Origin of the sequence: Citrobacter gillenii (assembly GCF_013337685.1) — a bacterium.
GTDB classification, from domain to species: domain Bacteria; phylum Pseudomonadota; class Gammaproteobacteria; order Enterobacterales; family Enterobacteriaceae; genus Citrobacter; species Citrobacter gillenii.
The window spans coordinates 195,058-220,575 of sequence record NZ_SUQN01000005.1; the positions used below are offsets into that span (position 1 = coordinate 195,058).

The following is a 25,518-nucleotide window of genomic DNA, read 5'->3' on the forward strand; positions in this document are numbered from 1 at the left end:
GTCACATCGTTATCTATGTTCCTGGGACTCACGAGCTTGCCGCCTCAATGCAACTCGAAATCCATAGGGTATGGGCCTGTTAGCGGCCTTTAGTTTTATCACGTGCAATAAGCTGGCTGGCGATAACCATGACCAGCGACAGAACCAACAAAATGGTGGCCAGCGCATTAACTTCTGGTGACACGCCGACTTTAACCATTGAGTAGATTTTTAACGGCAGAATTTCATAACCTGGTCCAGTGACGAACGATGAAACAACCACGTCATCCATCGACAGGGTAAAGCTCAGTAACCAGCCCGCAGCGACCGCTGGCATCGCCAGCGGCAGAATGATTTTGCGCAGAATGGTGACTTCGCTGGCGCCCAGGTCTTTTGCGGCTTCCAGCATACGCACATCGAATCCTTTCAGGCGTGAGTACACTGTCACCACCACAAAAGGCAAACAGAAGGTGATATGCGAGAACAGCAACGACCAGAACCCCAGTTGAATACCGATCAGCATAAACAGCACCAGCAGTGAAATCGCCATCACGATATCCGGCGACATCATCACCACGAACAGCATACCGCTGACAAACGGTTTACCGCGAAAACGGTAGCGGTAAAGCGCAACCGCCGTCAGTGAGCCGATCAGGGTGGCAAAGGTTGCGGATAACACGGCCATCGTCAGTGAATGCTGTGCCGCCTGCAGCAGGCTGTCGTTGTTCATCAGCAGGCCGTACCATTTGGTGGTAAAGCCTTGCCAGTTGATGCCAAAGCGCGAGCTGTTAAAGGAGTTCACAATCAAAATAATGATTGGAATGTACAGATACGCGTAGATGGCGGTCATGAAACCACCGCGAAGCAGTCGACCGATCATTCGAGTTCCACCTTTTTATTCAGCAAGCGGGAGGCGCGCCAGTAAACTAATAACATCAGTCCCATCACGATGGTCAGGGTAATGCTGGTGGCGGCACCAAACGGCCAGTCACGAATGTTCAGGAACTGAACTTTTATCACGTTACCAATCAGCAGGTTTTTCGCGCCGCCCATTAGATCAGACACGTAAAATAACCCCATGGCTGGCAGCATCACCAGCAGGCAACCGGCGATAATTCCCGGCATGGTCAGCGGAATGATGATGCGGGTGAAGGTCTGAAATTTGCTGGCACCCAGATCGCGCGCGGCTTCCAGTAGCGGCTTATCGAGTTTCTCAATGCTGGAATAAAGCGGCATAACCATAAACGGCAGCAGGATGTAAACGAGGCCGATAATGACCGCGCTGGGGGTGAACATAATGCGAATGGGGGTATCAATGACCCCGAGCCACAGCAGAAACTCGTTGAGATAGCCTTTGGTACTGAGGAAAATTTTGAGTCCATAGATGCGAATAAGCGAGTTGGTCCAGAACGGAACAATCAGCAGGAACAGCAGCAGTGGACGCACTTTTTCCGGCAGTTTTACCAAAAACCAGGCAAACGGATAGCCGAGCACCAGGCAGGCGAACGTGGCAATCAGCGCCATATTGAGGGAGTGAATTAACACCTCAAAGTAGAGCGGATCGAGCAGGCGAGCATAGTTTTCCAGCGTAAAGACCATTTTGACGAAATTCGCATCGTCACGGGTCAAAAAGCTGGTGCCAATGATCATCAGGTTGGGCAGGAAGACAAATAACACAAGCCAACCGACAATGGTGACGATCACCACACTCTGGAATTTACTTGTGTTCTTCATCAGCCAGTACGACCTCCCAACTTTCTACCCAGTTAATGGCCATTTTCTGGTCCAGAGAGTGATCGAAGTCAGGATCGTCTTCGTTGAAGAATTCGCTAACCATCACCATCTTGCCATTTTCCAGTTCGACAACCGACTCCAGCGTCATGCCTTTGTAGTTGCGTTCACGCACGTAGCCGATAAGTCCTTCGATGTGGTTGTCATCGTTGATCTCATCTACGCGCAGATCTTCCGGACGCAGCAAAACATGCAGTTTTTGTCCCGGCGTAACGGCGAAATTCACGTAGATGTTGCACTCTCGACCTTCAACGTTAGCACGAACGCGTTGTTCATCCAGACGTTCAATCACCGTCGCGTTGAACATATTGATCTCACCGATAAACCCGGCGACGAACAGATTTTTCGGCTCTTCGTAAATTTCTCGCGGCGTGCCGTCCTGCTCAATTTTGCCGTCACGCATCACCACGATACGGTCTGACATGGTCAGCGCCTCTTCTTGATCGTGAGTGACAAAGACAAAGGTGATACCGAGCTTACGCTGCAGCGCTTTCAGTTCGTTCTGCATCTGCTTGCGCAGTTTGTAGTCCAGCGCGGAGAGCGATTCATCTAACAATAGCAAACGAGGTTTGTTGACCACTGCACGGGCAATTGCCACACGCTGCTGCTGTCCACCGGAGAGTTGATGGGGTTTACGCTGGGCAAACTCTTCCAGTTGCACCATGCGCAAGGCTTCGGTGACGCGAGGTTGAATGTCGGCAGTCGGGGTCTTTTGCATGCGCAAACCGAAGGCCACATTCTCGAACACGGTCATGTGGGGGAATAACGCATAACTTTGGAATACGGTGTTCACATAGCGGTTTTCCGCAGGTACGTGAGTGATATCCTGGTTGTCCAGTATGATATGACCGGAATCAACCGTTTCAAGACCCGCAATCAGGCGAAGAACGGTTGTTTTACCGCAGCCAGAGGGGCCGAGCAGCGTGAGAAATTCGCCATTGTTGATGGTCAAATCCAGGTCGGAAATCACCTCTTTGCCATCGAAACTTTTGCGAATTCCCGCTAATTGCACCAGTGGAGAAAGCGAACGCGGTTGTTTATTCAATTTTTTACTCTGTCCCATGTAAACGCAACGGATGGCTGACCGCTGCGGGGTTTGTGGTTAACCACCTTGATGACTCTTAATGAGGGCGATTATTCTACGGCAAACCATTGTAATCGCCAATCCTTGTTGCGAATTACTGACTTACCCTTATAGTCAGAAGGGGTGTCAGAGACAAATATTCTCACTTGCGGGGATAAAAATGACCTGACGCAATATTTGTCTTTTCTTGCTTATTGATAATGTTGTCACGAAAAGTGAGGGTGACTGCATGGATAAACTACTTGAGCGTTTTTTACACTACGTGTCGCTGGACACTCAGTCCAAATCGGGTGTGCGGCAGGTACCCAGCACTGAGGGGCAGTGGAAGCTATTACAGCTGCTCAAACAACAGCTTGAAGAAATGGGGCTGGTTAACGTTTCATTAAGTGAGAAGGGAACACTGATGGCAACGTTACCCGCAAACGTTGCCGGTGATATTCCCGCGATTGGCTTTATTTCTCATGTCGATACCTCACCGGATTTCACGGGTAAAAACGTCAACCCGCAAATTGTTGAAAACTACCGTGGGGGCGATATTGCGTTAGGCATTGGTGATGAAGTTCTGTCGCCGGTGATGTTCCCGGTGTTACATCAACTTTTGGGACAAACGTTGATCACCACCGACGGTAAAACCCTGCTGGGTGCGGACGACAAAGCCGGAGTGGCGGAGATAGTGACCGCGCTGGCTGTGTTGAAGCATAAAAACATTCCCCATGGCGATATTCGTGTGGCCTTTACGCCCGACGAAGAGGTGGGTAAAGGGGCGAAGCACTTTGACGTCGCCGCATTTGATGCGAAGTGGGCTTACACCGTTGATGGGGGGGGCGTGGGTGAACTGGAGTTTGAAAACTTCAACGCGGCGTCGGTCAATATCAAAATCGTTGGTAACAATGTGCACCCTGGTACCGCAAAAGGGGTGATGGTGAATGCGCTGTCGCTGGCTGCTCGTATCCACGCAGAGGTTCCGGCAGATGAAAGCCCGGAAACGACCGAAGGTTACGAAGGTTTTTACCATCTGGCGAGTATGAAAGGCACCGTTGACCGGGCGGACATGCACTACATTATCCGTGATTTTGACCGTAAACAGTTTGAAGCGCGCAAACGTAAAATTATGGAGATCGCCAAAAAGGTTGGCAAAGGGTTACACCCGGACTGCTATATCGAACTGGTGATTGAAGATAGCTATTACAATATGCGCGAGAAAGTGATTGAGCACCCCCACGTGCTGGATATTGCCCAGCAGGCGATGCGTGATTGCGACATTGAGCCTGTGCTGAAACCTATTCGTGGCGGCACTGACGGTGCGCAGCTGTCGTTTATGGGATTACCGTGCCCGAATCTGTTCACCGGCGGCTACAACTATCATGGTAAACATGAGTTTGTGACGCTGGAAGGAATGGAAAAAGCGGTGCAGGTGATCGTGCGTATTGCCGAATTGGCCGCGAAACAAAAATAAAGAGTGTGTAGAGGCCGGATGGTGGCTTGCGCCTTATCCGGCCTACAGATACCTCATTCCGTGGGCCGGATAAGCGAAGCGCCATCCGGCGCAGTCAGCACTAATTTACCCTTCGAAGAACCAGTATCCGCTGTTAACCAGCGCGGCCAGCATGGCGAGGAAAGACGGATCTTCCAGCGCATCTTCAAAGTTCTCGGCTGTCAGCACAATATGGCTGGCCAGAGCCTCGAGGGCAGGGCGATGCGGTGAGTTAATTTTTTCACCGTTGACGTAAACCTCGTCGCCGACACGGATAACGCGTAATCCGCCCAGACGTACCAGCACATCCCCTTGTTTCAGCGCGTCGTAGATTTCGTCGGGCTGATAAGGTGGCTCCGGCGGGGCGACATCCAGCTCATGACGCGACTGGGAAATAAACTCACCAAACCACTGTTTGAAATGTTCAGGTTGATTAATCAGCCCCAGCATCATTTCACGCAGTTTATCCATTTCTTGTGGTAGAACATCCGCCGGATGGTCGCGCGGCGGCAGGTCCGGGTCGCTGTAATAGGTGCTGCCCAGTTCACGTTGCAGAACGTAATCGGCGAATCCGCTGATTAACTCCCGGGCGTTCGGGGCGCGGAAACCGACAGAATAGTTCATCGCGTTTTCCAGCGCGTAGCCTTCGTGCGGGAATCCTGGCGGGATATACAGAATATCACCCGACTCCAGCTCCTCATCAATAATGGCCTCGAACGGATCAACCTGCAGCAGGTCCGGGTGTGGGCAGTGTTGTTTTAGCTGGAGTTTTTCGCCTACGCGCCAGCGACGACGACCGGTGCCTTGAATGATAAACACATCGTACTGATCCAGGTGCGGACCAACGCCGCCGCCGGGCACGGAAAAGGAGATCATCAGGTCATCAATACGCCAGTCCGGTAATTCGCGAAACGGACGCATCAGCGCGGCGGTCGGTTCGTGCCAGTGGTTGACGGCCTGGACCAGCAGCGACCAGTTGTTCTCGCCGAGATGGTCATAGCTTTCGAATGGACCGTGGCTCACCTGCCATTTACCGTCCTGATGGCTGACCAGTCGGCTGTCGACTTCACTTTCCATCGCCAGTCCGGCCAGTTCATCAGGGGAAAGCGGATCGATAAAGTTTGTAAAACCACGCTTTAAGACCACCGGGCGCTTTTGCCAGTGGCGTTCGAGAAAGTCGGGCCAGTTGAGGTTTAATTGGTATTCCATAATGCGCATCCGCAGACTGTTGGTTGCTCCGATTATAACGGATGCTTAACCGGATAAGTGATCCCGGTACATAAATATTACAAACAACTTACTCGTCTTTATGCCCCGGATGCTGACGGCCAAAAATGACCTCCATGCGCGCGCCGCCTAACAGGCTGTCGCCTGCGATAATTTGCCCGTCATACTGCTCGGTAATTTCGCGAGCTACCGCCAGTCCCACGCCTTGCCCGGGGCGTAAGGTATCCACACGCTGGCCGCGATCAAAAACCACTTCGCGCTTGGCTTGTGGAATGCCAGGACCGTCATCTTCCACCAGAATATGTAGGCGATCGTCGGACAGGTGAGCGGAGATCTCGACGAACTCCAGACAGTATTTACAGGCGTTATCCAGCACGTTACCCATGACCTCGACAAAATCATTCTGCTCGCCGACGAAACTGATTTCGGGTGAGATATCGAGACTAATAGTGACGCCTTTACGCTGATACACCTTATTGAGGGCGGAGGTTAGCTTATCCAGCAAAGGGGCAACCGGGTGCAGTTCGCGGCTGAGCAGGGCGTTACCACCGCGCATGCTGGCGCGATGCAGGTAGTAGCCAATTTGCTGGGAAATGCGGCTAATTTGTTCCAGCATCACGGGTTCGGCATCCGTTACGCTCATCTTTTCATTGCGCATCGAGCGTAGCGTGCTTTGCAATACCGCCAGCGGTGTTTTCAGGCTATGGGTGAGATCGGTTAAGGTCGTGCGGTATTTATCGTAACGCTCACGCTCACTTTTCAGCAGTCGGTTGAGGTTACGTACCAGGCTAGTTAGTTCCCGCGTGGTGGCGGGATTGAGCATCTCACGGTGATGCTCCTCAAGTTCTCGGACCTCACGCGCCAGTGACTCGATAGGCCGTAAACTCCACCAGGCGGCGACCCATAGCAGCGGGATCACGAGCAGCAAGTTGGCGACCAATACATAGATAAACCAGCTCCAGACCATATACGAGCGCTTGAGCTCAATGGGGATAGTGTCGACAACGACAATGGTAAGCTGAGGCATGCGGGCGGTCTCAGGGTAGACGTTTACCGCCACCGAATGGGTCATTTCGGCATCGTTATCATCTTCTCTGACTTCTTTAAGCTGCTGTTGCGCGGAGTGATCTTCGCGCAGTAACGTGCTGGTGGCATCGACATCGGCTTCTATTTCATGAAAACCATTCGTTTTTAACCAGTCCGGCTGAATACTGTGCGTCAGCCAGGGGACATCGCGTTGTGCCCACAACAATTTGCCATTTTCATCGTAGATCAGCGACATGGTGGGGCTTTGCATATCGAGATGTTCAGGCAGTTCGACCTGGAGCTTGCCGTCTTCCCATTTCGCGAGGGTGTAAAACAAGTTACTTTCACCGCGCAGAAGACGAAATGTGGTCTTATCAAAGCTTACGCTGTAACCCACCAGCGCGACCATACCATAGGCCAGTGAAAGCACAAGGACAACGCCAGCGGTCGCCAGCAAAAAGCGTACACGCAGCGATAACGGGAGAAAATGACGCAATAATTTGTTCATTAGCGCAGTTCGAAGAGGTAGCCCTGTCCACGTACGGTGGTGATCACGTCATCCGGATATTGCGCCTGAATTTTTTTGCGCAGACGTCCCATCAGTACATCGATGGTGTGGCTTTCACGCAGTTCTGCATCCGGATAAAGTTGTAGCATCAGTGAGTCTTTGCTGACCACTTTGCCGTTATTGCGGATCAGCGTTTCCATGATGGTGTATTCAAACGCGGTGAGTTTGATAACCTCATCATTCACTGATAATTCGCGGCGGGAAAGGTCAACCTGAAAAGGCGGCAGTGAGATAATTTGCGAGGCTAGGCCGCTATTGCGGCGCATCAGTGCCTGCATGCGGGCGACCACCTCTTCAATATGGAAAGGTTTTGTCACGTAGTCATCAGCCCCAGCGCTGAGCACTTCCACTTTATCCTGCCAGCCTTCGCGGGCGGTCAACACCAGAATGGGGAGCGAAACGTCATTGCTGCGCCAGCGGCGGATCAGTGACAAGCCATCTTCATCGGGCAGACCTAAGTCGACGATCGCAATATCTGGCAGATGTTCGTTAAGGTAATAATCTGCTTCCTTTGCATCCTCAGCATCATCAACCTGGTGGCCTGCATCCTGTAACTGAACCTTCAGGTGGTGACGTAATAAGGCATTATCCTCAACAACCAGTACGCGCATCTTCGTTTCTCCCTAAATTGACGGTATGAATAGTTTAACGCTGATTATGTGGATTGAAAGCAGCGCTATGAAATTAAATAACTTTTCTCATGCTCCCCTGCCCGTGGGGGCGTCCTGGGGGCAATGCCGTTGGCATCTGATTGTTCAGCATGTTGACCTGATCCTGGTTCATGTCGCCAATCCACTTGGAGTAAACCTCGTACACCATTCGCGCATCTTCATGTCCCATCTGACTCGCTATGAATGACGGATTCGCTCCGGCCATCAACGTCCAGCATGCGTAGGTATGCCGTGACTGATAAGGATTCCTTTCGCGGATATTGGCAAGTTTAGTGCCTCGCTTCCAGCCATAGGCAATCGAGTTCTTGGAGAAGTAACTGCCTTTTTTTGACGAATATGCTGTCGGTGAAAAAACGAAGCGAAGAGATTGCTGCTCAGTTTTTCCGATCTCCCGATGGTGAAATCGAATTTCTTGCTTCGGATTAGCGCCGGTGACTTCGTATTGTTCCTTCAGTGCATCCAGAGCAGGTTTAAGCAACGTTATCGTCCTTATTCCGGCATCTGTCTTAGGGGGTACAAATACTCGCTTATTCGTCAAACTTCTGGATACGTGGATTTCACCTTTTACCAAATCAATGTCTTCCCATGCCAGGGCGCATATCTCGCCCGGCCTCATCCCCGTATGTACGGCAACAATAATGATTAATGCCTGGCTACGGGGAAGGGCGGCTATCAGAGCCTGGTACTCATGAAGTAAAAGTGGGTCGGGATCATTTTTAGATAACTTGAGTCGCGACACTCCTTCATAAGGAGCATGCAATATAAACTGGCTTCGGTTTGCGAGCTTAAGCATTTCTGATAAAACTGCCATCTGTTTATTGACTGTTGAGGGCGCGCGGCCCTGCCTGGTCAGATTCGGCATTGCCGGGTTAATAATTGTCCCGGTCAATAACTCCTTTCGGTAATGCAAAATATCGGCATGCTCAATATCTACCAGACGGGTATTTTCTCCGACTACACGCAGTAACGTATTTACGACCGAAGTAAGCGATAGCAGTGTTGCACCAGATACCTCTAAGGCTTTGGTGTCTGTAAAAAAATCACTTAGTTCTTTAAACGTGGTAATTTTTTTGGTTGTGATGAACTTCTTAAGCGCTTTGGATTCCGGGAAACGTTCCGCATAGTCGAACTTACCGAGCTGTATTTCACTTGTTATGAGCGCACGAAGATTTCCAGCTTTTTTGATGTTGCTGCTGTTCACCGTCCAGCCGCGAAGGACTTCGCGGCAACGTTTGCCGCGATAGGTAAATGTGATCCGTATTTTTCCATTATGCAGCTCAACGCCGGTTGGAAAGTCCATCATGCATCCTGTACTAATTGGTTAATCTTTGGATAGTTGTACCAAAGCAGACCTTTAGAATTGTCAGTTTCCCCGAGAGCTGTCAGATGTTTGAAATGCACGCCTTCGATCCACAAATTCAACCGATAACTTTTAATTTGTCTTTCCGACAAGCCGGTCTTTTCTGTTAGTCGCGCTTCAACCATCCACTCTTCGCTGAAAATGAGTTGCGACATACATAACTCCGATGCCGCCAGCCACAACAGTACATGCTGCAGCTGGCTGTAAGTGAAAACCTAAAATCAGTTTTTTGTCAGGCGCTGCCAGATTGCAGATACGTATTTGACCTGATGCCGGGCGTCAGAAAGCGCATTGTGCATGTCGCCTTCAAACGGGATGTCGAAGCGCGGGTTGATACCGACAGATTTACCCAGTTCAACCATGGTCCTTACGTCCCTGTCATTCCAGAACGGAACAGCGAAGGGAGTCTCTGCTAATGCATATGCGCGGCGGAGAATGACGTTATCAAACGAGCATCCATTACCCCACAGCTGAACAGTGTGACTACCGTTAGCAGCATTTTCAGCAATGAAGTCAGCCAGTAGTTCAAGGGTTTCACGCAGCCCCATGGCCTCATCAACCAGAATTGCAGAGCGGGCTTCAGATGATTGTTTCAACCACCACTGAATTGTTGACGCATCCGGTTTCATGCCAAACGACATCGATGATTCAAGACTGACAACCTGGTAAAATTCGGCACCAGTGTTACCAGTTGAAGGATCAAAATATACGGCGCCGATAGAGACTATTGGTGCATCAGGACCGCTGCCCATAGTTTCCAAATCAACCATCAGGTGAGTATAAAAAGCGTTCAGGTGATCCGTATCTATATGGTGAACGGGTTCATTATTCAGGGAAGCTGGAGGCTCACCAGTTGCATCAGTGCTTTCAACTGGCAAAGCTGCTGCTTCGCCCTGAGGCACATCAGGATTGGCTTTGATTTCGCTGTTGTCAGTTTTTTCCATCTGCACATCGCTGGTGGTTTCCTCGGTATTGGCTTGATGTAATTTTTCTTCGACCGCGCGCTGGCGTACCTGGTCTACGACAGAAAGCGCTGGCGCCGGCTGGTTACCCATCAGGCCATCAATGGAGAAAACACCGTTGCCCATGTTGGCGATTTCTGGTTGCTCGGTTATTGCCTTCTGTTCAGCTGTGGACTTCTCTTTAATCTCGTTTTCCCAGCTTTTTTCTGGTACGTGACCGGCTGCCGCCAGAGTTTCTTCAGTTGGGTGCTGGTGGTCGGTTTCAGTCAGGTTTTTGTTGATGTAACGGCTCAGCAGTTCCGGGAAATGGTGAGTGTTTTCTTCTGCACTACGAATAAGCGCGAAAATAGCGGCGCGGGAATAATCCAGGATACCAGCGCGTTTGCGCAGGGCGGCGGACCACTCTTTGAAAGGGCTTTCGTTTTTAGAAATGATCTCTTTTGCACGACGGAAAACGCCACCAGGAATATCGTAGATGTTGAAATCCATTGGAAGTGTGGCCAGCGCAATATCAATGTCCAGAGTATCCAGCGTGTGGACAAGTTCCGGGTTGCGATCGGTCTTATTGCCTCCACCAGCGTTGGTTCCGGAGTCAGTGCGCTGAATCTGCGACACACGATTGCCCTTACACCACTCTTTAACCAGCAGCCCACGGTCAATGTGCTCAGTATTGAACCAGGCCTTAAAGAACTGAATGACGGTGACCAGTTCAACTCGTTTTCCATCAACCGGAAAAACGGTTTTCAGCGCGCTGACAATCTTCCAGATATCGATCTCTGGCGCCTTCCTGAATGGTTCTACATTCTCGGCGGCAAGCAGCAGGTTCTGCACATAGCTGTTATCCACATCCAGCTCGAGTTCTTGAATGGTTTTCTTCTGCTCAGTATCAATATGGTAAGCATATTCTTCAGAAATAAACTGAGCTAAGAGGCGCTGGCGTAGCGGCAGAGTCGCAACGGTAATAAGCTCTGGCGTTACAGGTGGAGTGGCATGTTCATCACCCGCAACTCCTGCTTTCTTTTGATTAACCCACTCCTGAACGGTAAGAGCTCGCTTTTCTGGTTCTTCAATCCATTCGGTAATAAATTGCTCAAATGAAGCAACGGTATAGACCTGCTCACGGTCGAAGACTTCTTTTACAGCGCTTGTCAGCTTCCACTCGACATGAGCAGAAAGCTCTTTCACCGCTGGCACATTCGAAACGGCCTGTAACAGGTTTTGTACATAGAGATCATTTTCGTTCAGTACCATTTGCCCGATCTGGATGTGCTGCGCTTCACTGATTTCCTTCTCTTCAGTGTCATTGACCAGGTGCGCAATCAGTCGCTGAGACAGGCGCAGGCGAGATATGGGGCGGAGCAATGCTGGCGCATCGCTGTTGGGTACATTGTCGCTGGAAGTTTCAGGTTTTTGCTGACAGGAAGTCTCCTGATTCTCATTATCAGGCTTCTGTTTCAGTTGCCACGTTTGCTGGTCTTCTGCCAGTTCGTAACGATCGCACCATGTGTCATCAAGTTTGCTTTCCTCAGGAAGATCGTCAACAACAAACCAGTTGGTGCGGACAGGTAATTGATAGTCGGCGCCACGACCGACGGCAATATCATTGTCTTCGAGAATATTGAGGATTTCGCGTTCTGCACGGGAATCTGATTTCGCAGAGAACCAGCAAAACAGGTTTTTTGCCTCAGTTGCTTTCGCTTTGGCTTTAATAAGATACGCATACGTTAACATTGCGTTCGGGCTCCATAGGATTGTAAGATACCCGGCAGCTGATGATCGCCGCCTAAGGTAGTGGTTATTGGTCAAAACTCGTTCCGGAAAGCTTTGGTCGGCTGACCGGGTACTTAACCCGCCTTGCGCGGGTTTTGTGCTTTATGGGGTAGGGGATTTTCCCTGCGCCAGCTGTGCGACGGGGACCCACTCCAGAGCATTCAGCACGGGCTCAAATGAATCAGGCGTGTGAGTAACGGCGCGAACGACGTCAGCCACGCTGGGGTTTGCTTTGCTAAGGTGGTACCCGCCACCAGCGCCACGCTGGCTGGTGACGATTTCACTGCTGCGCAGCTTCGAGAAAATCTGCTCGAGGTAAGACACAGACAGCTTTGATTCTTTACTGATAGATGCGATGGAAACCGGACTGCCGTTGTAAATCCTGTTGAGGATGGCAACGACCTGAACAGAAGCCACCACGCGTTTCATTCCAAACTCCATCATGCATCCTTTGCCGGTTCGCGACCGTATCCCGGGTTATCGTTTAAGGCGTCATTCAGAACCTGCATTGCCTCATTATGTGGGAGAGTCAGAGCAAGTTTGATCGCCGTTCCAAGAGCTTCAGCCGCACATTCAAACTTACGAGCGAGCCTGGCTGTTTCATCAACTTGTTCACCCATCGCTTCCATTTCAAAGTTGTGCTCAGTCCAGATTTCATCCATCACATCACTTTCAACTTCTTCACGTAATGCTTCTTTTACTTCCAGAACAGGCAAAACCCCGATTAATGCCTCGGCTGGTGCGCTGCTGAAGCGCAATGCCAGATCGTTAGCTGACATAAAAACCTCCGGAAAAAAGCCCGCCACGGGACGGGCAAAGAACACTTTTCCAATTTAACCAGAACAGGTCTTCGTCTCCTGTTTGGTTACGATGGTGGTATTACCATCACAATGCCCTGTGCACCGGGCATGAGGCTGGCAACAGCCATTGGTCAAACTCGTTATGAACGAACAGCAGTCTGTTGGTCGGCAGACGGGTCGCCCTTCTGGGCAAGCGTGTAGCAAATCAGTCGAATGATTACTTCAATGCGATTTAGATGTACGGCCTGACACCGCACTGGTTTACGTGCGAAATCGATCATGGATTTATCCTCTTGTGTTGCCCTTGTCGCCAGGCTGGCGGAACGTTGAACCTGCTGCGTGTTAATGCCTGTCATCTCATCCGGTGATTCGTATGCCGCCGGCAGCTACTTCGTGGGCGTCCTGCCTCGATGACGTTTTCGATAGAATGATTAAATCATTGGTTTAATGTTTGTGTCAATCATCAATTGATGTAGAGGCAAACATTTGCTTTATCAGTCGTGAAAAACTAAGGGGAGGGAGGTTCTGACAAAAGGGCGAAAAAAAACCGGCAAACGCCGGTTTCAATGGATGGGAATAAACTCTTAGTTCACATCGTTAGCCTTAAAACGACCACGAAGATATTTCTCCACGTAATCATCAATTTCCTTTAACCGCAGTGCAAAGGTATCGATCATTCGCTCTTGCTCTGCCTCTGGTAGCTGCCTAAACAAGTTAAGCATTTTGCTCTCGTTAGGCTTGAGACCTGAATCTTCTGATACTTTCTCACCTAACAACCAAGTAACGGACACGTTGGCGGCTTCCGCAATTGCTATGGCGGACTTCTTACTGATAACTCCCTTCTTAAACCACCCATTCACAGCTTGAGGCGTAACTCCTGCAATGCGAGCCATATCAGCTTTGCTGATCCCTCTTTGAGTAATTTCTTCTAAGCGGGCTACCAGTTGGTTATTGAGATCGTCAGTGTTTTTCATACACCCATTGTAAATGTTTGGTTTATAGTCACAATAAATTTAAAGTTTGCAATTGATGTAAACCTATGGTTTATTACTCCCAATTTAAAAAGGAGATAGTTATGACAGCCATTGATAACGCAATTCGACTAGCTGGCTCGGCCAATAAATTAGCTTGCACGATTGGTGTAAGCGGAATGGCAGTAAGTCAGTGGAAAGCAAAAGGTACTGTTCCTTCGTCACGGGTACTTCAAGTCTTTAGCGCTACAGGGGTTACCCCCCACGAACTTAGACCCGACTTATACCCAAATCCAACGGATGGATTACCTAAGGAGTGACCATGCAAACCATCTCTTTTAAAAACCATACCCCGACGATGGTGAGAACTCAGAAAACAAAAAATCAGTTTTCTGTTTGTCGCCGGGATTGGATGAAGTGCAAAAAAATCTGGGTCGCCGTTCGTGAATGGGAATCGACATTACCAGGACAGGCACAGGAACGGATCGCTCAGCTGGTGGCTGAAGAGTGGGCCAAAGTAGATGGCCGTGGAATTGCTGTTAATAAACAGAATTTATTCCGATATCTGAAAAACGAGGGCGGTTCGGAAAAGTACACGGCTTACGTTATGCAACTGTCAGGTTCAATTATTGCTGCTATGCCAGTTCAGATTGCCAGAAAGCACGGATTAAGTAATGCGAGCACAGAAGCAGAGCTGGTGGCGAACGCTATCAAAGAATGCAGTGAGGCACACCATGCGAAATTAATTGGCGCGCCATTACAAAAGCTCGAGAAGGAAATTCGTGAGGCGGCAATCGCATTATTCAACATGTTACCTGCTGATGCGGCGGGACCACTACTGGCGAGCATAAGCGCCGTAGCGCCGCAATTGTTTTAATCGAGTTTTGACCAATGACCATTATTACTGCAACTCGCGGGGTGAAGTATGCCTAATCCTTTGGCTAAGGCCATGCCTAAGAGTAAGGCTAGTAACGAGCCTTACCGTAAGGTGAAGATCACCATGTGGGATGATCCTAAGTTTCGAGCCTTATCACCACTCCCGCCAAGTGGGCAGAGTCTGTTTATTTACCTGCTTACGGGTCCATTCACAGGGATTATTCCCGGGCTGTATAAGGCGGGAAGGGCGGCTATGGCCGAAGAATTAAACTGGGATGTCGAAGCCTTCGACTTAGCCTTAGGCGAAGCCATAGCGTTAGGTATGGTGGAAGCCGACCTTAAAGCCAGAGTTTTTTGGTTGCCTAACGCGGTGAAACATAACCCGCCAGCATCAGTGAACGTGATCAAATCATGGGCAAGATCGTTTGAATTACTGCCTGAATGTTCACTGAAAGATAAAGCATATGAAGCTCTCAAAGCCGCCTGCTACGGGGTTTCTGACGCTATGGGGACGGCTTTTGATAAGGCTTTCGCCTTGCCTAAGGATAAGGCTAAGTCTTTGGCTAAACCTTTGCCATCAGGTATCCAGAAAGCAGTAAGCAGTAAACAGATCTTAAACCCCTCTCTTAACGCGGGCGCGATGAAAAATCCGAATGGGGATGTACTGCCATCCCCGGCCATGCCCCGATACCTGGACGGTGTTGATGAACCGATCGGGAAATTCAGCATGACAGATAGCTGGTTTCCCTCCAGAGACTTCCGACAGCGCGCTGCATCGTGGGGTATCTCCCTGCCTGAACCAGATTACCTTCTGACTGAACTCGCAGAATTCACCGCGTATTGGGAGTCGGAAGGGAAAGTTTTTACACAAATCCAGTGGGAACAAAAATTTGCCCGACATGTAGCCCGGGTTAGAACGCAGGTAAAACCAGAAACCGGAGGTAACAGTCATGTGGGAGCAGGATCCGAACCAACAGCATCCCGGGCAGTTCAGCAAATTCAGTCAGCACACGCAGAGTGGCGCCGCAGGAATGGACTTGATGGCGACGGAAACAGCCTGGCGACTGTGGCAGGTCATGGGGGAGGTGTATTCGAACCGATGGACCCAGAAAAACGGGGCGGAGCCTTCGCCTATCTGGATAGCCCAGATAGGTTCGATGACTGAACCTCAAATTCGGCTGGTCTGTCAGCAGTGCATGGAGCGCTGCGCGATGGGAAATACATGGCCGCCTGACTTGGCTGAGTTTGTTTCTCTGGTTTCAGAGAGTGGGGCGAATCCATTCGGACTGACATCGGAGCAGGTTATGACGGAATACCGGCGCTGGCGCAATGAGTCATATCGGTATTCAGGAAGCGATAAATATCCATGGCCTCAGCCCGTGCTGTATCACATCTGCATCGAAATGCGCAGAACGGGCGTTGAACGACAAATGACAGAGGGGGAACTGAAACGACTGGCGGAAAAGTTACTTACGAAGTGGTCGAAGCATGTTGGTAACGGACTAAGTGTGCCACCAATTCGACGTCAACTGGCGGCGCCGCACCATCCGGCGGGACCAACGCCAGCGCAACTACTGATGGATGAATACAGGCGTCGAAAAGCGGCAGGGTTAACGAATTGAAGAATAAACAAATTGTAAACACGAAATGAAATTCACGTAACTATCATATTTGAATTTTCGAATATGATAGTTGACGGCACTCAACTATTGCAGGAAACTACGGAGAGAATTCAGGAGATTAAAATGGTTGAACTAACTTCTCTACAACTTTTCAAAAATCTCTCAGATGAAACCCGGTTGGGTATCGTGTTATTGCTTAGAGAGATGGGAGAGTTGTGCGTGTGCGATCTCTGCACTGCGCTGGAACAATCTCAGCCCAAGATCTCCCGCCATCTGGCGATGCTTCGGGAAAGTGGATTATTGCTGGATCGCAAGCAGGGGAAATGGGTTCATTACCGCTTATCCCCGCATATTCCTTCCTGGGCTGCTCAGATTATTGAGCAGGCCTGGTTAAGCCAACAGGACGACGTTCAGGCCATCGCCCGTAAGCTGGCTTCAGCCAACTGCTCTGGTAGCGGGAAGGCTGTCTGCATCTAAAAAATTTGCCTGAACATATATGTTTTTTCAAATGTGAGGTATTGAAATGAAAACGTTAACGGTATTTGACCCAGCGATGTGTTGCAGCACCGGAGTCTGCGGTACAGATGTTGATCAGGCTCTGGTCGATTTTTCTGCGGATGTACAATGGCTCAAACAACGTGGTGTACAAATTGAGCGTTTCAATCTCGCACAACAACCGATGAGCTTTGTACAGAACGAGAAGGTCAAAGCGTTTATAGAGGCTTCCGGGGCAGAAGGTTTGCCATTGTTGTTACTGGATGGCGAAACAGTGATGGCTGGGCGTTATCCGAAACGCGCTGAGCTGGCTCGCTGGTTTGGCATTCCACTGGAGAAAGTGGGATTAGCGCCAACAATCTGCTGTGGTGGTAATACTTCTTGTTGTTAAGTATGTCAGGAGGACATATGAACTTCTTACAGAATATCCCCCCTTATCTGTTTTTTACTGGTAAAGGAGGCGTTGGTAAAACCTCTATTTCATGCGCCACGGCGATCCGTCTGGCAGAACAGGGGAAACGGGTGCTGCTGGTCAGTACCGATCCGGCCTCAAACGTAGGTCAGGTGTTTGGACAGACGATTGGCAATACCATTCAGCCAGTAGCTTCTGTTCCAGGATTATCGGCTCTTGAGATTGATCCTCAGGCCGCTGCACAACAGTACCGGGCCAGAATCGTTGACCCCATTAAAGGCATCCTGCCTGATGACGTCGTTTCCAGCATCAACGAACAACTGTCGGGGGCATGCACAACAGAGATTGCGGCTTTTGATGAATTTACCGGATTACTGACAGATGCTTCTCTACTGACCCGGTTTGACCATATCATTTTTGATACCGCACCGACGGGTCATACCATTCGCCTTCTCCAGTTGCCAGGTGCCTGGAGTAGCTTTATTGATAGCAATCCCGAGGGTGCGTCCTGCCTCGGCCCGATGGCCGGTCTGGAAAAACAGCGTGAACAGTATGCCCAGGCTGTTGAAGCATTATCTGATCCAGCACGTACCCGACTGGTTCTGGTTGCTCGTCTGCAAAAATCCACGTTGCAGGAAGTTGCCCGGACTCATCTGGAGCTTGCCGCCATCGGTCTTAAAAATCAGTACCTGGTCATCAACGGCGTTCTGCCCAAAACTGAAGCAGCAAACGATACACTGGCTGCGGCAATATGGGACCGTGAACAGGAGGCGCTGTCCAATCTTCCCTCTGATCTTTCCGGTCTGCCAACTGACACGTTATTCCTCCAGCCGGTCAATATGGTCGGCGTGTCTGCACTCAGCGGACTTCTCTCCACTCAGCCTATAGAGGCGTCATTCTCTGAAGAATACATTCAACAGCGCCCTGACATTCCGTCACTTTCTGCGTTGGTCGATGATATTGCCCGTAATGAGCATGGCCTGATCATGCTGATGGGTAAAGGTGGTGTAGGGAAAACCACGATGGCGGCTGCCATTGCTGTCAGACTGGCCGAAATGGGATTTGATGTCCATCTGACAACATCTGATCCTGCAGCGCATCTCAGCACAACCCTCAACGGCAGCCTCAACAATCTGCAGGTCAGCAGGATCGATCCTCTCGAGGAAACTGAACGCTATCGTCAGCATGTTCTTGAGACGAAGGGAAAAGAACTGGACGATGCGGGAAAACGCCTGCTGGAAGAGGACTTACGCTCACCCTGCACCGAGGAAATTGCGGTATTCCAGGCCTTTTCACGGGTGATTCGCGAGGCGGGTAAGCGCTTCGTGGTGATGGATACGGCACCGACCGGACACACGCTCTTGCTGCTTGATGCCACCGGGGCATATCACCGCGAGATTGCCAGAAAAATGGGGGAAAAAGGCCATTTCACCACACCGATGATGCAACTGCAGGACCCGGAGCGAACCAAAGTGTTACTGGTCACGCTACCGGAAACCACGCCGGTACTTGAGGCGGCAAATTTACAGGCCGACCTTGAACGTGCAGGAATTCACCCCTGGGGCTGGATTATCAATAACAGCCTTTCCATCGCGGATACCCGTTCACCGCTGCTCCGCTTGCGAGCGCAGCAGGAACGTCCGCAGATCGAGAGCGTTAAAAATCTACATGCCAGCCGTGTAGCACTTGTACCCGTACTGGCGTCAGAACCAACCGGCATCGATAAACTCAAACAACTCGCGGGTTAGTTATTACCATCATTCGGGGCAGCATTGCTGCCCTTTCAGGAGGTTATATGTTACTGGCAGGAGCCATTTTTATCCTGACCATCATATTGGTTATCTGGCAGCCAAAGGGATTAGGGATTGGCTGGAGCGCCACGCTGGGGGCCGTACTGGCTCTGGCATCGGGTGTGATTCACATTGCTGATATTCCGGTGGTGTGGAATATCGTCTGGAACGCGACGGCAACATTTATCGCCGTTATTATCATCAGTCTGTTGCTTGATGAGTCAGGCTTTTTCGAATGGGCAGCGCTGCACGTTTCTCGCTGGGGGAACGGTCGTGGCCGCCTTCTGTTTACGTATATCGTTCTGCTCGGCGCGGCAGTCGCGGCACTGTTTGCCAACGATGGCGCGGCACTTATTCTGACGCCGATTGTTATCGCTATGCTCCTGGCGCTTGGCTTCAGTAAAAGCACCACACTTGCTTTCGTGATGGCCGCAGGGTTTATTGCCGATACCGCCAGCTTGCCGCTTATCGTATCGAACCTGGTCAATATCGTTTCGGCTGATTTCTTCAAACTGGGATTCACGGAATATGCCTCGGTAATGGTGCCGGTGGATATCGCCGCCATCGTCGCCACTCTGGTGATGCTGCATCTATTTTTCCGCAAAGATATCCCGCCCACTTATGATATTGCACGACTGAAAGAGCCCGCAAAAGCCATCAAAGATCTGGCAACATTCAGAACAGGTTGGATTGTATTAATTCTTTTATTAGTGGGCTTTTTTGTACTCGAACCACTGGGTATTCCGGTCAGTGCCATTGCAGCAGTAGGGGCAGCAATCCTGTTTGCTGTGGCAAAAAAAGGTCACGGCATTAACACCGGTAAAGTGTTGCGTGGGGCACCATGGCAGATCGTGATCTTCTCGCTGGGAATGTATCTGGTGGTCTATGGGCTGCGTAACGCAGGGCTGACAGAATATTTGTCTGACGTGCTGAACTTACTCGCAGATAAAGGCCTGTGGGCAGCCACGCTGGGAACGGGATTCCTGACCGCATTCCTCTCTTCTATCATGAATAACATGCCTACCGTATTGATTGGCGCATTGTCGATTGATGGCAGTACCGCGTCGGGCGTTATCAAAGAAGCAATGATTTATGCCAACGTCATTGGCTGCGATCTGGGGCCGAAAATTACCCCTATTGGTAGCCTGGCAACGCTGCTCTGGCTACACGTACTTTCACAGAAGAATATGACCATCACCTGGGGATACTATTTCCGCACCGGGATCGTCATGACTCTGCCTGTGCTGTTTGTAACGCTGGCCGCGCTGGCGCTACGTCTCTCTTTCACTTTGTAATGAGATACTGATATGAGCAACATCACCATTTATCACAACCCAGCCTGCGGCACATCGCGTAACACGCTGGAGATGATCCGCAACAGCGGTAATGAGCCGACCGTTATTCTTTACCTTGAGACTCCACCTTCACGCGATGAGCTGGTCAAACTCATTGCTGATATGGGCATTTCCGTCCGGGCGTTACTACGTAAGAACGTCGAGCCATATGAGGAACTGGGTCTTGCCGAAGATAAATTTACTGACGACCAGTTAATTAACTTTATGTTGCAGCATCCGATCCTGATTAATCGCCCCATCGTTGTAACACCGCTGGGAACCAAACTGTGCCGTCCTTCTGAAGTTGTTCTGGATATCCTTCCTGATGCTCAGAAAGGGGCTTTCGCCAAGGAAGATGGCGAGAAAGTCGTTGATGATGCAGGCAAAAAATTGAAATAAGCGACAGGAGAGCCGCCTGTTATTTAGGCGGCTCCTTTATCAAATAAAAACAATGGATTGCCTCGATTTAAATCTTTGGACTGTTGATGCAACATTCTTCGCGTAGAAAATCAATAATCGACTCTAACTTGTCATATTGAGAAACGCAGATTAAGGAGCGGCTTTCGCGATTTTGTTTGACCAGACCTACGGAAACAAGTGCGGATATATGATGACTCAGTGTTGAAGATGGAATCGCAAGTTGTTTTTGTAGATCACCTACAGGTAAACCTTGTTCACCGGCTTTAACAAGGTGTTTGAAAATAAACAAACGTGTTGGATGTCCTAATTCTTTCATAGCTTTAGCTACTTCTTCTAGTTGCATGGTACCTTCCTCATCTATTGATATTTCGATAATACCAGAAATATGTTGATCTAACCTCAATAATTCGATTATTCTAGAAATATGGTTTATAGGGGGTTTCATGAATAGCTGGATTTCTATGTTTACTAACGCGGCAGAGATGTTCTTGTTTCTTGCTGTCGAGTTGTCTGCGCTTTTTTTTCTGATTAGTGCGGGTGTTAGCCTTATCAGGCAAAAAATTCCGGACCAAAAGATTCAAAGAATGTTAGGGGCGAGAAAGGGGAGAGGTTACATACTTGCATCGCTGTTAGGAGCTGTAACACCGTTTTGCAGCTGCTCTACAATTCCCATGTTACGCGGACTGTTATCAGCAAAAGCAGGCTTCGGTCCAACACTTACATTCTTGTTTGTTTCACCTCTGCTTAACCCGATAATCATTGGTCTGATGTGGGTTACTTTTGGTTGGAAAGTTACCCTGCTATACGCTGTTATAGCTGCAACAGTTTCCGTACTGGCAAGTATTTTGTTAGATGTGCTTGGTTTTGACCGACATATTGTCGAAACATCAAAACCGCTGGCTAGCTGTTGTGGTGTTAGCAGTGGAAAAACTCCTGAAACTAAACTACAGAGTGTTTCAGCTTGCTGTTCTGTATCAAATCAACAGGACATAGGGGCTAATAGTTGTTCTAAACCACAAGAAACGTTTAAGAGTTTCTCAGCATTTCGGGGCACAAATTGTGAATTGAGCTGCGAGACGGGCCAAACAAATAAACAATTCTTCCCGAAAAGTGTAGTAAGAGAGCCTGGTGCGATACGACTGGCATTTCAGGATGCCTGGACTCAATTTAAAGATGTATTACCTTATCTGATGTTAGGTATTGTTATAGGGTCGTTTATCTACGGTTTTATACCTGCAGAGTGGATTGCTGCTCATGCTGGGAATGATAATCCGTTTGCGATTCCACTAAGTGCAATTATTGGAATACCGTTGTATATACGTGCTGAGGCAGTAATTCCGTTGGCATCAGTCTTGATGGATAAAGGCATGGGAACGGGAGCAGTAATGGCTCTGATTATTGGTAGCGCAGGAGCTAGTCTGACGGAAGTAATACTGCTTAAATCAATGTTCAAAACACCCTTGATTGCTGCATTTCTGACCGTTATTTTGGGCATGGCGATTATTATGGGATACCTGACACAGTTGTTATTTTGATTGGGTATGTTAGACAGAACCTGAAAAAGTTGCAGGGGGAGACGAGCATATGAAAGTTGCGCAATCAATCCCAATCAAAGCAGTTATCCAAATTTAAGGACGTTGATATCTCAATACTTACAATGGTGTCAAAACAACAAGTCCGCATTGGATTGAACCCGCTTCGGCGGGTTTTTTTTGCATCTCATTTATAGGCTAAGGTTAACAATTTGTGCTCTTAAGTCATTGATCATTTCAATGTATCGGTGTACTGTACAAATATACAGTATATGCAGTGGAGGCTAATATGAAAGTTGAACTCACCATTGATCGTACTAAAGAACTTCCAAAGGGAGCAGTGCCGGCGCTGGAGAAAGAGTTACTTAAAAGGCTGGGTAATCAGTATGAGAACTGCAGCCTGAGCATACGTCGTACAGGCTCTGATGGCTTAAGTGTTCTTGGTGGTGACAAGGAAGATAAAAAGAAAATAGAGACTATCCTCCAGGAAACCTGGGAAAGTGCTGACGACTGGTTTTATTAATTATTTTGGGTGTTACTTTTATCCCGTTTGCATGGGGGAGTTTAAGTGAAAGAAAAATTAGGATTGCCCAAAAAAGGCTACGCAGTCATCAGATGTCACGATGGAGTCATCGTTGCCAGGCTGCAATCATTTCCTGAGTGTGAGCGCGCCCTGATGTACCGACGCGATAGCATGGTGTCATTTTTGCCTCTTCAGGATAATGAAATTATTGGTACACCTACGTTGTTTACTCAGATGCTGGAAAGGGCTGGTTATCGCGTTACCCAAAAATCTGTTACACTCCCGTCATAGGCCTGAACAACCTATACCTGCTGCGCCACAGGAGAAAAGCCCATGGCGCAAGATCAATTCAAGCAATCCCACATACTGACGTTAACTAACGCCAGCGATTTTCTTTTTGCCGCATCCAGAGGTGCGTTATGAAGAAAAGCTGGTTTCAACATACTCAACTCACCACTGAGCAGGCTGATGAACTGGAAGCCCGCTATCGCGCAAAGCAGATTAAGACAGAGCGTAGTCTGGATAATGACTTCATTCACTGGACGATCAGCGCGTTCTTGCCAGAAGCATCTAAGCCTCCGCGTCAGGAGAGAACCTGGCAACAACGGATCTGGAGGTGAATGTGAAAGTCTACGATATCACCCCAATGGGCAAGCCCAGAATGACGCGCGCTGACAAATGGAAAAAGCGTCCCGAGGTTCTGCGTTACCGGGCTTTCTGTGATGAAGTTCGTCTGCAGGGTGTTGAGCTGCCGGAAAGCGGTTCACACGTCACCTTCATTCTTCCGATGCCGGCGAGCTGGGGCAAAAAGAAACGGGCTGAGTTCAACGGTAAACCACACCAGACTAAACCTGATTTCGACAATATGATGAAAGCCCTGATGGATGCTATTTACGAAGATGACGCTCACATCTGGGATTCACGTGTCACTAAATTATGGGGAGAGAAGGGACAAATAATTATCGGGGAGATAGCAGAATGAGGGCGCTGCTTAAACCCGTGGTTGCACGTGAGCTTGGAATTGTGCTGCTCAAGCCGGGCAGCGAGCTGATGTCATTATTCAGTTGTGAACGTGTGTTGGTGGAAAGTCAGCCTGCAAGCATGGAAAGGTTGCCTGCAGGCCCTGTTCCTGACGTTCGCCAGCCGCTGGCCAGTGACGAATCCCTGTGGCCGTTCTTCCAGGATGAAAAAGTTATAAAGGCTGCTGGTGGTTTTAGTGGTCTTGATTACTGGCTTCTGCGTTATGGCGGTAGCTGCTGCCAGTGGCCACACAGCAATTACCATTATCACGAGTTAACCACTCTGCGTCATGAACCCGGATCGGTTCTCCTGTGTGGACATTGTGATAACCATCTGCGTGACCACTACAGCGAACAACTTGCAGAGCTGGCGAGACGTAATGTTATTAACTGGATTATTAACAGCATCATGGTGGCGCTAAATATGGATTCTTCCAGAGAGTTGTCGCTGGCTGAGCTTTGCTGGTGGGCGGTTCGAATGGGAGTTACCGACGCAATTCCCGAATCAGCAGCCAGTCGGTCGCTACGTATTCCTTCGAAAGAGCATCATTCAGTCATGCGTGAATGCGATATCGAACCGGGTGTAACCGCCACCAGCATCATTACAGCCAGAGCCAACGCAGTAACCGTGAACATGCCACCAGCGCAAGTTCCAGCGATTAAACCCGTAGTCGGTGTCCTGGTAGATCCCGAGTCCCCGCAAACCTATATGAAACGTCCGAAGAGGATCCGTTGGGCGAACCCCAGATATCTTGCATGGATTAAAACACAGCCCTGCGAATGCTGCGGCAAACCATCAGATGACCCACACCATTTAATCGGCTGGGGGCAGGGAGGGATGGCAACGAAGGCGCATGATATTTTCGCGATCCCCTTGTGTCGTCAGTGCCATACAGAACTACATAACGACCCGGTGAAGTTTGAGCGAAAGCATGTGCCTCAGCCGGTAATGATTATCAGAGTGCTGGACCGGGCTTATGGGCTCGGCGTTCTGGCGTAAGGAGAAGAACAGGATGACACCACGTCAACGCCGCAATCATCTGGAAGCGCTGGGTAAAGCGGCTTCTGCTCCACGCAAAAGCTGGCTGGGTAAATGTATTCTCCTTACAGGGATCCAGTCCGGATGGATTAAATCCCTGCTCACTATATGGGGCGAGGGTGTGGGAGGAAAAACTGCACCCCGTTTGCTGCGAAGTCATGCATGCTGGAATGTTATTAAAGGACGGATTTGGTCAGATAAGGCGTTAGAGCGATTCACTGTTGCGTTAAATCAGGCGAGAGAAGAGGGATTCCGTGGACAGCAGGCAATGAACAGGGCACATAGCATTCTCTGGCCGCAGTCATCCGCTAGTGTGATTGATGAAGCCCTGCATAATGATGATGTCGATTTTGTTGAGCAATGCGTACTGCAGGCGCTGGATATTAATGATCCGGTTTATGTGGTCGGTCTTCAGTATTACACCACCCGAAAAAAAATCTCAGACATAACCCGGGAGTTGCAGGCGATTGCGCCATGGTTAACTGATGGGGAGGCGAGAAAGCGCGTGCGCTGGTGCCTGGAAATATTCAGAGCAAAGGTCTTTTTGGAAGCACGCAAACTGTTATCTGAATAGACTCACTGAAATCATTTTTTAGCTATTGATGCTATTTTTTGATAATGGTGTTGAAAACGGGCCAGAAAATCAGATAATTTATTCATGCTTGGCAGAGCTGCGCCACTATGGCAGCGACAAAAAGCGAACAATTTGAACATAACGAGAACCCCGCCACAGCGGGGTTTTTGGTTTCCGGCGATACGACAGGGGTATTCGC

The 25,518-nt window shown here is 49.5% G+C and carries 31 protein-coding genes; 17 read left to right on the forward strand and 14 right to left on the reverse strand.

The annotated features are described in order from the left end of the window. Positions 1-79 precede the first annotated feature (79 nt). The 3 genes from potC to potA are packed head-to-tail and all read right to left on the reverse strand — an operon-like array spanning position 80 to position 2,833. The gene (gene potC / locus FCH32_RS13085; RefSeq protein WP_003030794.1) at positions 80-859 is read right to left on the reverse strand and encodes a spermidine/putrescine ABC transporter permease PotC; all 780 of its coding nucleotides are present in this window, start codon (positions 857-859) and stop codon (positions 80-82) included. Continuing rightward, positions 856-1,713 (reverse strand): spermidine/putrescine ABC transporter permease PotB, encoded by an 858-nt coding sequence (potB, locus tag FCH32_RS13090; RefSeq protein WP_096757407.1) that lies wholly within the window; start codon positions 1,711-1,713, stop codon positions 856-858. The genes potC and potB overlap by 4 nt, the downstream gene beginning before the upstream one ends. Then, positions 1,697-2,833: a spermidine/putrescine ABC transporter ATP-binding protein PotA gene (gene potA, locus FCH32_RS13095; RefSeq protein WP_174361025.1), complete on the reverse strand. Its 1,137-nt coding sequence runs from the start codon at positions 2,831-2,833 to the stop codon at positions 1,697-1,699. The genes potB and potA overlap by 17 nt, the downstream gene beginning before the upstream one ends. Before the next feature lie 250 nt (positions 2,834-3,083). Here potA and pepT point away from each other — a divergent pair, with 250 nt between their 5' ends. Next, positions 3,084-4,310 carry a peptidase T gene (gene pepT / locus FCH32_RS13100; RefSeq protein WP_096757405.1) on the forward strand — a complete coding sequence of 409 codons (1,227 nt, stop codon included), beginning with the start codon at positions 3,084-3,086 and terminating at the stop codon, positions 4,308-4,310. 105 nt (positions 4,311-4,415) lie between these two features. Here the strand turns inward: pepT and FCH32_RS13105 are convergent, their stop codons facing one another. From FCH32_RS13105 to FCH32_RS13150, 10 genes are all read right to left on the reverse strand, one after another. Next, positions 4,416-5,537: a ribosomal protein uL16 3-hydroxylase gene (locus tag FCH32_RS13105; protein ID WP_174361026.1), complete on the reverse strand. Its 1,122-nt coding sequence runs from the start codon at positions 5,535-5,537 to the stop codon at positions 4,416-4,418. An 88-nt stretch (positions 5,538-5,625) separates the two neighbouring features. Then, positions 5,626-7,089, reverse strand: a complete 1,464-nt coding sequence (gene phoQ / locus FCH32_RS13110) for a two-component system sensor histidine kinase PhoQ (protein ID WP_096757403.1) — start codon at positions 7,087-7,089, stop codon at positions 5,626-5,628. Next, on the reverse strand, positions 7,089-7,760 hold the full coding sequence (phoP, locus tag FCH32_RS13115; RefSeq protein ID WP_096757402.1) for a two-component system response regulator PhoP: 672 nt from the start codon (positions 7,758-7,760) through the stop codon (positions 7,089-7,091). The genes phoQ and phoP overlap by 1 nt, the downstream gene beginning before the upstream one ends. A gap of 73 nt (positions 7,761-7,833) precedes the next feature. Beyond that, positions 7,834-9,120, reverse strand: coding sequence for a site-specific integrase (locus tag FCH32_RS13120; protein WP_044700610.1), 1,287 nt, complete (start codon positions 9,118-9,120; stop codon positions 7,834-7,836). Then, positions 9,120-9,335, reverse strand: coding sequence for an excisionase family protein (gene xisR / locus FCH32_RS13125; protein WP_032943036.1), 216 nt, complete (start codon positions 9,333-9,335; stop codon positions 9,120-9,122). The genes FCH32_RS13120 and xisR overlap by 1 nt, the downstream gene beginning before the upstream one ends. Positions 9,336-9,401: 66 nt before the next feature. Continuing rightward, positions 9,402-11,873, reverse strand: coding sequence for a 3'-5' exonuclease (locus FCH32_RS13130; protein WP_053090400.1), 2,472 nt, complete (start codon positions 11,871-11,873; stop codon positions 9,402-9,404). 141 nt (positions 11,874-12,014) lie between these two features. Beyond that, positions 12,015-12,341, reverse strand: a complete 327-nt coding sequence (locus tag FCH32_RS13135; protein WP_032944383.1) for an RrF2 family transcriptional regulator — start codon at positions 12,339-12,341, stop codon at positions 12,015-12,017. Between the two features lie 11 nt (positions 12,342-12,352). Continuing rightward, positions 12,353-12,691, reverse strand: a complete 339-nt coding sequence (locus tag FCH32_RS13140; protein ID WP_135912188.1) for a hypothetical protein — start codon at positions 12,689-12,691, stop codon at positions 12,353-12,355. 161 nt (positions 12,692-12,852) lie between these two features. Further along, positions 12,853-13,068: a hypothetical protein gene (locus FCH32_RS13145; protein ID WP_048235613.1), complete on the reverse strand. Its 216-nt coding sequence runs from the start codon at positions 13,066-13,068 to the stop codon at positions 12,853-12,855. Positions 13,069-13,296: 228 nt separating this feature from the next. Beyond that, on the reverse strand, positions 13,297-13,686 hold the full coding sequence (locus FCH32_RS13150; RefSeq protein ID WP_032949520.1) for a helix-turn-helix domain-containing protein: 390 nt from the start codon (positions 13,684-13,686) through the stop codon (positions 13,297-13,299). Positions 13,687-13,787: 101 nt separating this feature from the next. Between FCH32_RS13150 and FCH32_RS13155 the strand changes: the two genes are divergently transcribed. From FCH32_RS13155 to arsC, 9 genes are all read left to right on the forward strand, one after another. Beyond that, positions 13,788-14,003 (forward strand): transcriptional regulator, encoded by a 216-nt coding sequence (locus FCH32_RS13155; RefSeq protein WP_032949519.1) that lies wholly within the window; start codon positions 13,788-13,790, stop codon positions 14,001-14,003. A 2-nt stretch (positions 14,004-14,005) separates the two neighbouring features. Then, on the forward strand, positions 14,006-14,560 hold the full coding sequence (locus FCH32_RS13160; RefSeq protein ID WP_048235612.1) for a toxin YdaT family protein: 555 nt from the start codon (positions 14,006-14,008) through the stop codon (positions 14,558-14,560). A gap of 252 nt (positions 14,561-14,812) precedes the next feature. Further along, complete coding sequence (locus FCH32_RS23225; RefSeq protein ID WP_244958420.1) at positions 14,813-15,724, forward strand: DnaT-like ssDNA-binding domain-containing protein; 912 nt, start codon at positions 14,813-14,815, stop codon at positions 15,722-15,724. Beyond that, positions 15,636-16,181, forward strand: coding sequence for a replication protein P (locus tag FCH32_RS13165; protein WP_135912879.1), 546 nt, complete (start codon positions 15,636-15,638; stop codon positions 16,179-16,181). The genes FCH32_RS23225 and FCH32_RS13165 overlap by 89 nt, the downstream gene beginning before the upstream one ends. A gap of 123 nt (positions 16,182-16,304) precedes the next feature. Beyond that, positions 16,305-16,658: an As(III)-sensing metalloregulatory transcriptional repressor ArsR gene (arsR, locus tag FCH32_RS13170; protein ID WP_044711237.1), complete on the forward strand. Its 354-nt coding sequence runs from the start codon at positions 16,305-16,307 to the stop codon at positions 16,656-16,658. A gap of 46 nt (positions 16,659-16,704) precedes the next feature. Further along, entirely contained in the window at positions 16,705-17,067 is a 363-nt protein-coding gene (gene arsD / locus FCH32_RS13175; protein WP_044711234.1) for an arsenite efflux transporter metallochaperone ArsD, read from the forward strand. A 17-nt stretch (positions 17,068-17,084) separates the two neighbouring features. Beyond that, positions 17,085-18,836, forward strand: a complete 1,752-nt coding sequence (gene arsA / locus FCH32_RS13180) for an arsenite efflux transporter ATPase subunit ArsA (RefSeq protein ID WP_048235610.1) — start codon at positions 17,085-17,087, stop codon at positions 18,834-18,836. A gap of 47 nt (positions 18,837-18,883) precedes the next feature. Continuing rightward, positions 18,884-20,173: an arsenite efflux transporter membrane subunit ArsB gene (arsB, locus tag FCH32_RS13185; protein ID WP_044711231.1), complete on the forward strand. Its 1,290-nt coding sequence runs from the start codon at positions 18,884-18,886 to the stop codon at positions 20,171-20,173. 12 nt (positions 20,174-20,185) lie between these two features. Further along, entirely contained in the window at positions 20,186-20,611 is a 426-nt protein-coding gene (arsC, locus tag FCH32_RS13190) for a glutaredoxin-dependent arsenate reductase (protein ID WP_038641366.1), read from the forward strand. 67 nt (positions 20,612-20,678) lie between these two features. Here the strand turns inward: arsC and FCH32_RS13195 are convergent, their stop codons facing one another. Beyond that, the gene (locus tag FCH32_RS13195; protein WP_038641364.1) at positions 20,679-20,975 is read right to left on the reverse strand and encodes an ArsR/SmtB family transcription factor; all 297 of its coding nucleotides are present in this window, start codon (positions 20,973-20,975) and stop codon (positions 20,679-20,681) included. Between the two features lie 100 nt (positions 20,976-21,075). Between FCH32_RS13195 and FCH32_RS13200 the strand changes: the two genes are divergently transcribed. From FCH32_RS13200 to FCH32_RS13230, 7 genes are all read left to right on the forward strand, one after another. After that, positions 21,076-22,167: a permease gene (locus FCH32_RS13200; RefSeq protein ID WP_044700597.1), complete on the forward strand. Its 1,092-nt coding sequence runs from the start codon at positions 21,076-21,078 to the stop codon at positions 22,165-22,167. Between the two features lie 286 nt (positions 22,168-22,453). Continuing rightward, the gene (locus FCH32_RS13205; RefSeq protein WP_044700595.1) at positions 22,454-22,687 is read left to right on the forward strand and encodes a DinI family protein; all 234 of its coding nucleotides are present in this window, start codon (positions 22,454-22,456) and stop codon (positions 22,685-22,687) included. A gap of 45 nt (positions 22,688-22,732) precedes the next feature. Beyond that, positions 22,733-22,978 carry a hypothetical protein gene (locus FCH32_RS13210; RefSeq protein ID WP_049268782.1) on the forward strand — a complete coding sequence of 82 codons (246 nt, stop codon included), beginning with the start codon at positions 22,733-22,735 and terminating at the stop codon, positions 22,976-22,978. 128 nt (positions 22,979-23,106) lie between these two features. Beyond that, positions 23,107-23,307 carry a hypothetical protein gene (locus tag FCH32_RS13215; RefSeq protein ID WP_003832333.1) on the forward strand — a complete coding sequence of 67 codons (201 nt, stop codon included), beginning with the start codon at positions 23,107-23,109 and terminating at the stop codon, positions 23,305-23,307. Positions 23,308-23,309: 2 nt separating this feature from the next. After that, complete coding sequence (locus FCH32_RS13220; RefSeq protein WP_049268781.1) at positions 23,310-23,669, forward strand: RusA family crossover junction endodeoxyribonuclease; 360 nt, start codon at positions 23,310-23,312, stop codon at positions 23,667-23,669. After that, complete coding sequence (locus tag FCH32_RS13225; RefSeq protein WP_049268780.1) at positions 23,666-24,706, forward strand: DUF968 domain-containing protein; 1,041 nt, start codon at positions 23,666-23,668, stop codon at positions 24,704-24,706. The genes FCH32_RS13220 and FCH32_RS13225 overlap by 4 nt, the downstream gene beginning before the upstream one ends. A gap of 13 nt (positions 24,707-24,719) precedes the next feature. Then, on the forward strand, positions 24,720-25,319 hold the full coding sequence (locus FCH32_RS13230; RefSeq protein ID WP_048235605.1) for a hypothetical protein: 600 nt from the start codon (positions 24,720-24,722) through the stop codon (positions 25,317-25,319). The last annotated feature ends 199 nt before the right edge of the window (positions 25,320-25,518 follow it).

Bases quoted from the DNA above. Each gene is read 5' to 3' on its own strand.
- potC (WP_003030794.1), bottom strand. From the start codon at position 859: ATGATCGGTCGACTGCTTCGCGGTGGTTTCATGACCGCCATCTACGCG.
- potB (WP_096757407.1), bottom strand. From the start codon at position 1,713: ATGAAGAACACAAGTAAATTCCAGAGTGTGGTGATCGTCACCATTGTC.
- potA (WP_174361025.1), bottom strand. From the start codon at position 2,833: ATGGGACAGAGTAAAAAATTGAATAAACAACCGCGTTCGCTTTCTCCA.
- pepT (WP_096757405.1), top strand. From the start codon at position 3,084: ATGGATAAACTACTTGAGCGTTTTTTACACTACGTGTCGCTGGACACT.
- FCH32_RS13105 (WP_174361026.1), bottom strand. From the start codon at position 5,537: ATGGAATACCAATTAAACCTCAACTGGCCCGACTTTCTCGAACGCCAC.
- phoQ (WP_096757403.1), bottom strand. From the start codon at position 7,089: ATGAACAAATTATTGCGTCATTTTCTCCCGTTATCGCTGCGTGTACGC.
- phoP (WP_096757402.1), bottom strand. From the start codon at position 7,760: ATGCGCGTACTGGTTGTTGAGGATAATGCCTTATTACGTCACCACCTG.
- FCH32_RS13120 (WP_044700610.1), bottom strand. From the start codon at position 9,120: ATGGACTTTCCAACCGGCGTTGAGCTGCATAATGGAAAAATACGGATC.
- xisR (WP_032943036.1), bottom strand. From the start codon at position 9,335: ATGTCGCAACTCATTTTCAGCGAAGAGTGGATGGTTGAAGCGCGACTA.
- FCH32_RS13130 (WP_053090400.1), bottom strand. From the start codon at position 11,873: ATGTTAACGTATGCGTATCTTATTAAAGCCAAAGCGAAAGCAACTGAG.
- FCH32_RS13135 (WP_032944383.1), bottom strand. From the start codon at position 12,341: ATGAAACGCGTGGTGGCTTCTGTTCAGGTCGTTGCCATCCTCAACAGG.
- FCH32_RS13140 (WP_135912188.1), bottom strand. From the start codon at position 12,691: ATGTCAGCTAACGATCTGGCATTGCGCTTCAGCAGCGCACCAGCCGAG.
- FCH32_RS13145 (WP_048235613.1), bottom strand. From the start codon at position 13,068: ATGACAGGCATTAACACGCAGCAGGTTCAACGTTCCGCCAGCCTGGCG.
- FCH32_RS13150 (WP_032949520.1), bottom strand. From the start codon at position 13,686: ATGAAAAACACTGACGATCTCAATAACCAACTGGTAGCCCGCTTAGAA.
- FCH32_RS13155 (WP_032949519.1), top strand. From the start codon at position 13,788: ATGACAGCCATTGATAACGCAATTCGACTAGCTGGCTCGGCCAATAAA.
- FCH32_RS13160 (WP_048235612.1), top strand. From the start codon at position 14,006: ATGCAAACCATCTCTTTTAAAAACCATACCCCGACGATGGTGAGAACT.
- FCH32_RS23225 (WP_244958420.1), top strand. From the start codon at position 14,813: ATGGCCGAAGAATTAAACTGGGATGTCGAAGCCTTCGACTTAGCCTTA.
- FCH32_RS13165 (WP_135912879.1), top strand. From the start codon at position 15,636: ATGGGGGAGGTGTATTCGAACCGATGGACCCAGAAAAACGGGGCGGAG.
- arsR (WP_044711237.1), top strand. From the start codon at position 16,305: ATGGTTGAACTAACTTCTCTACAACTTTTCAAAAATCTCTCAGATGAA.
- arsD (WP_044711234.1), top strand. From the start codon at position 16,705: ATGAAAACGTTAACGGTATTTGACCCAGCGATGTGTTGCAGCACCGGA.
- arsA (WP_048235610.1), top strand. From the start codon at position 17,085: ATGAACTTCTTACAGAATATCCCCCCTTATCTGTTTTTTACTGGTAAA.
- arsB (WP_044711231.1), top strand. From the start codon at position 18,884: ATGTTACTGGCAGGAGCCATTTTTATCCTGACCATCATATTGGTTATC.
- arsC (WP_038641366.1), top strand. From the start codon at position 20,186: ATGAGCAACATCACCATTTATCACAACCCAGCCTGCGGCACATCGCGT.
- FCH32_RS13195 (WP_038641364.1), bottom strand. From the start codon at position 20,975: ATGCAACTAGAAGAAGTAGCTAAAGCTATGAAAGAATTAGGACATCCA.
- FCH32_RS13200 (WP_044700597.1), top strand. From the start codon at position 21,076: ATGAATAGCTGGATTTCTATGTTTACTAACGCGGCAGAGATGTTCTTG.
- FCH32_RS13205 (WP_044700595.1), top strand. From the start codon at position 22,454: ATGAAAGTTGAACTCACCATTGATCGTACTAAAGAACTTCCAAAGGGA.
- FCH32_RS13215 (WP_003832333.1), top strand. From the start codon at position 23,107: ATGAAGAAAAGCTGGTTTCAACATACTCAACTCACCACTGAGCAGGCT.
- FCH32_RS13225 (WP_049268780.1), top strand. From the start codon at position 23,666: ATGAGGGCGCTGCTTAAACCCGTGGTTGCACGTGAGCTTGGAATTGTG.
- FCH32_RS13230 (WP_048235605.1), top strand. From the start codon at position 24,720: ATGACACCACGTCAACGCCGCAATCATCTGGAAGCGCTGGGTAAAGCG.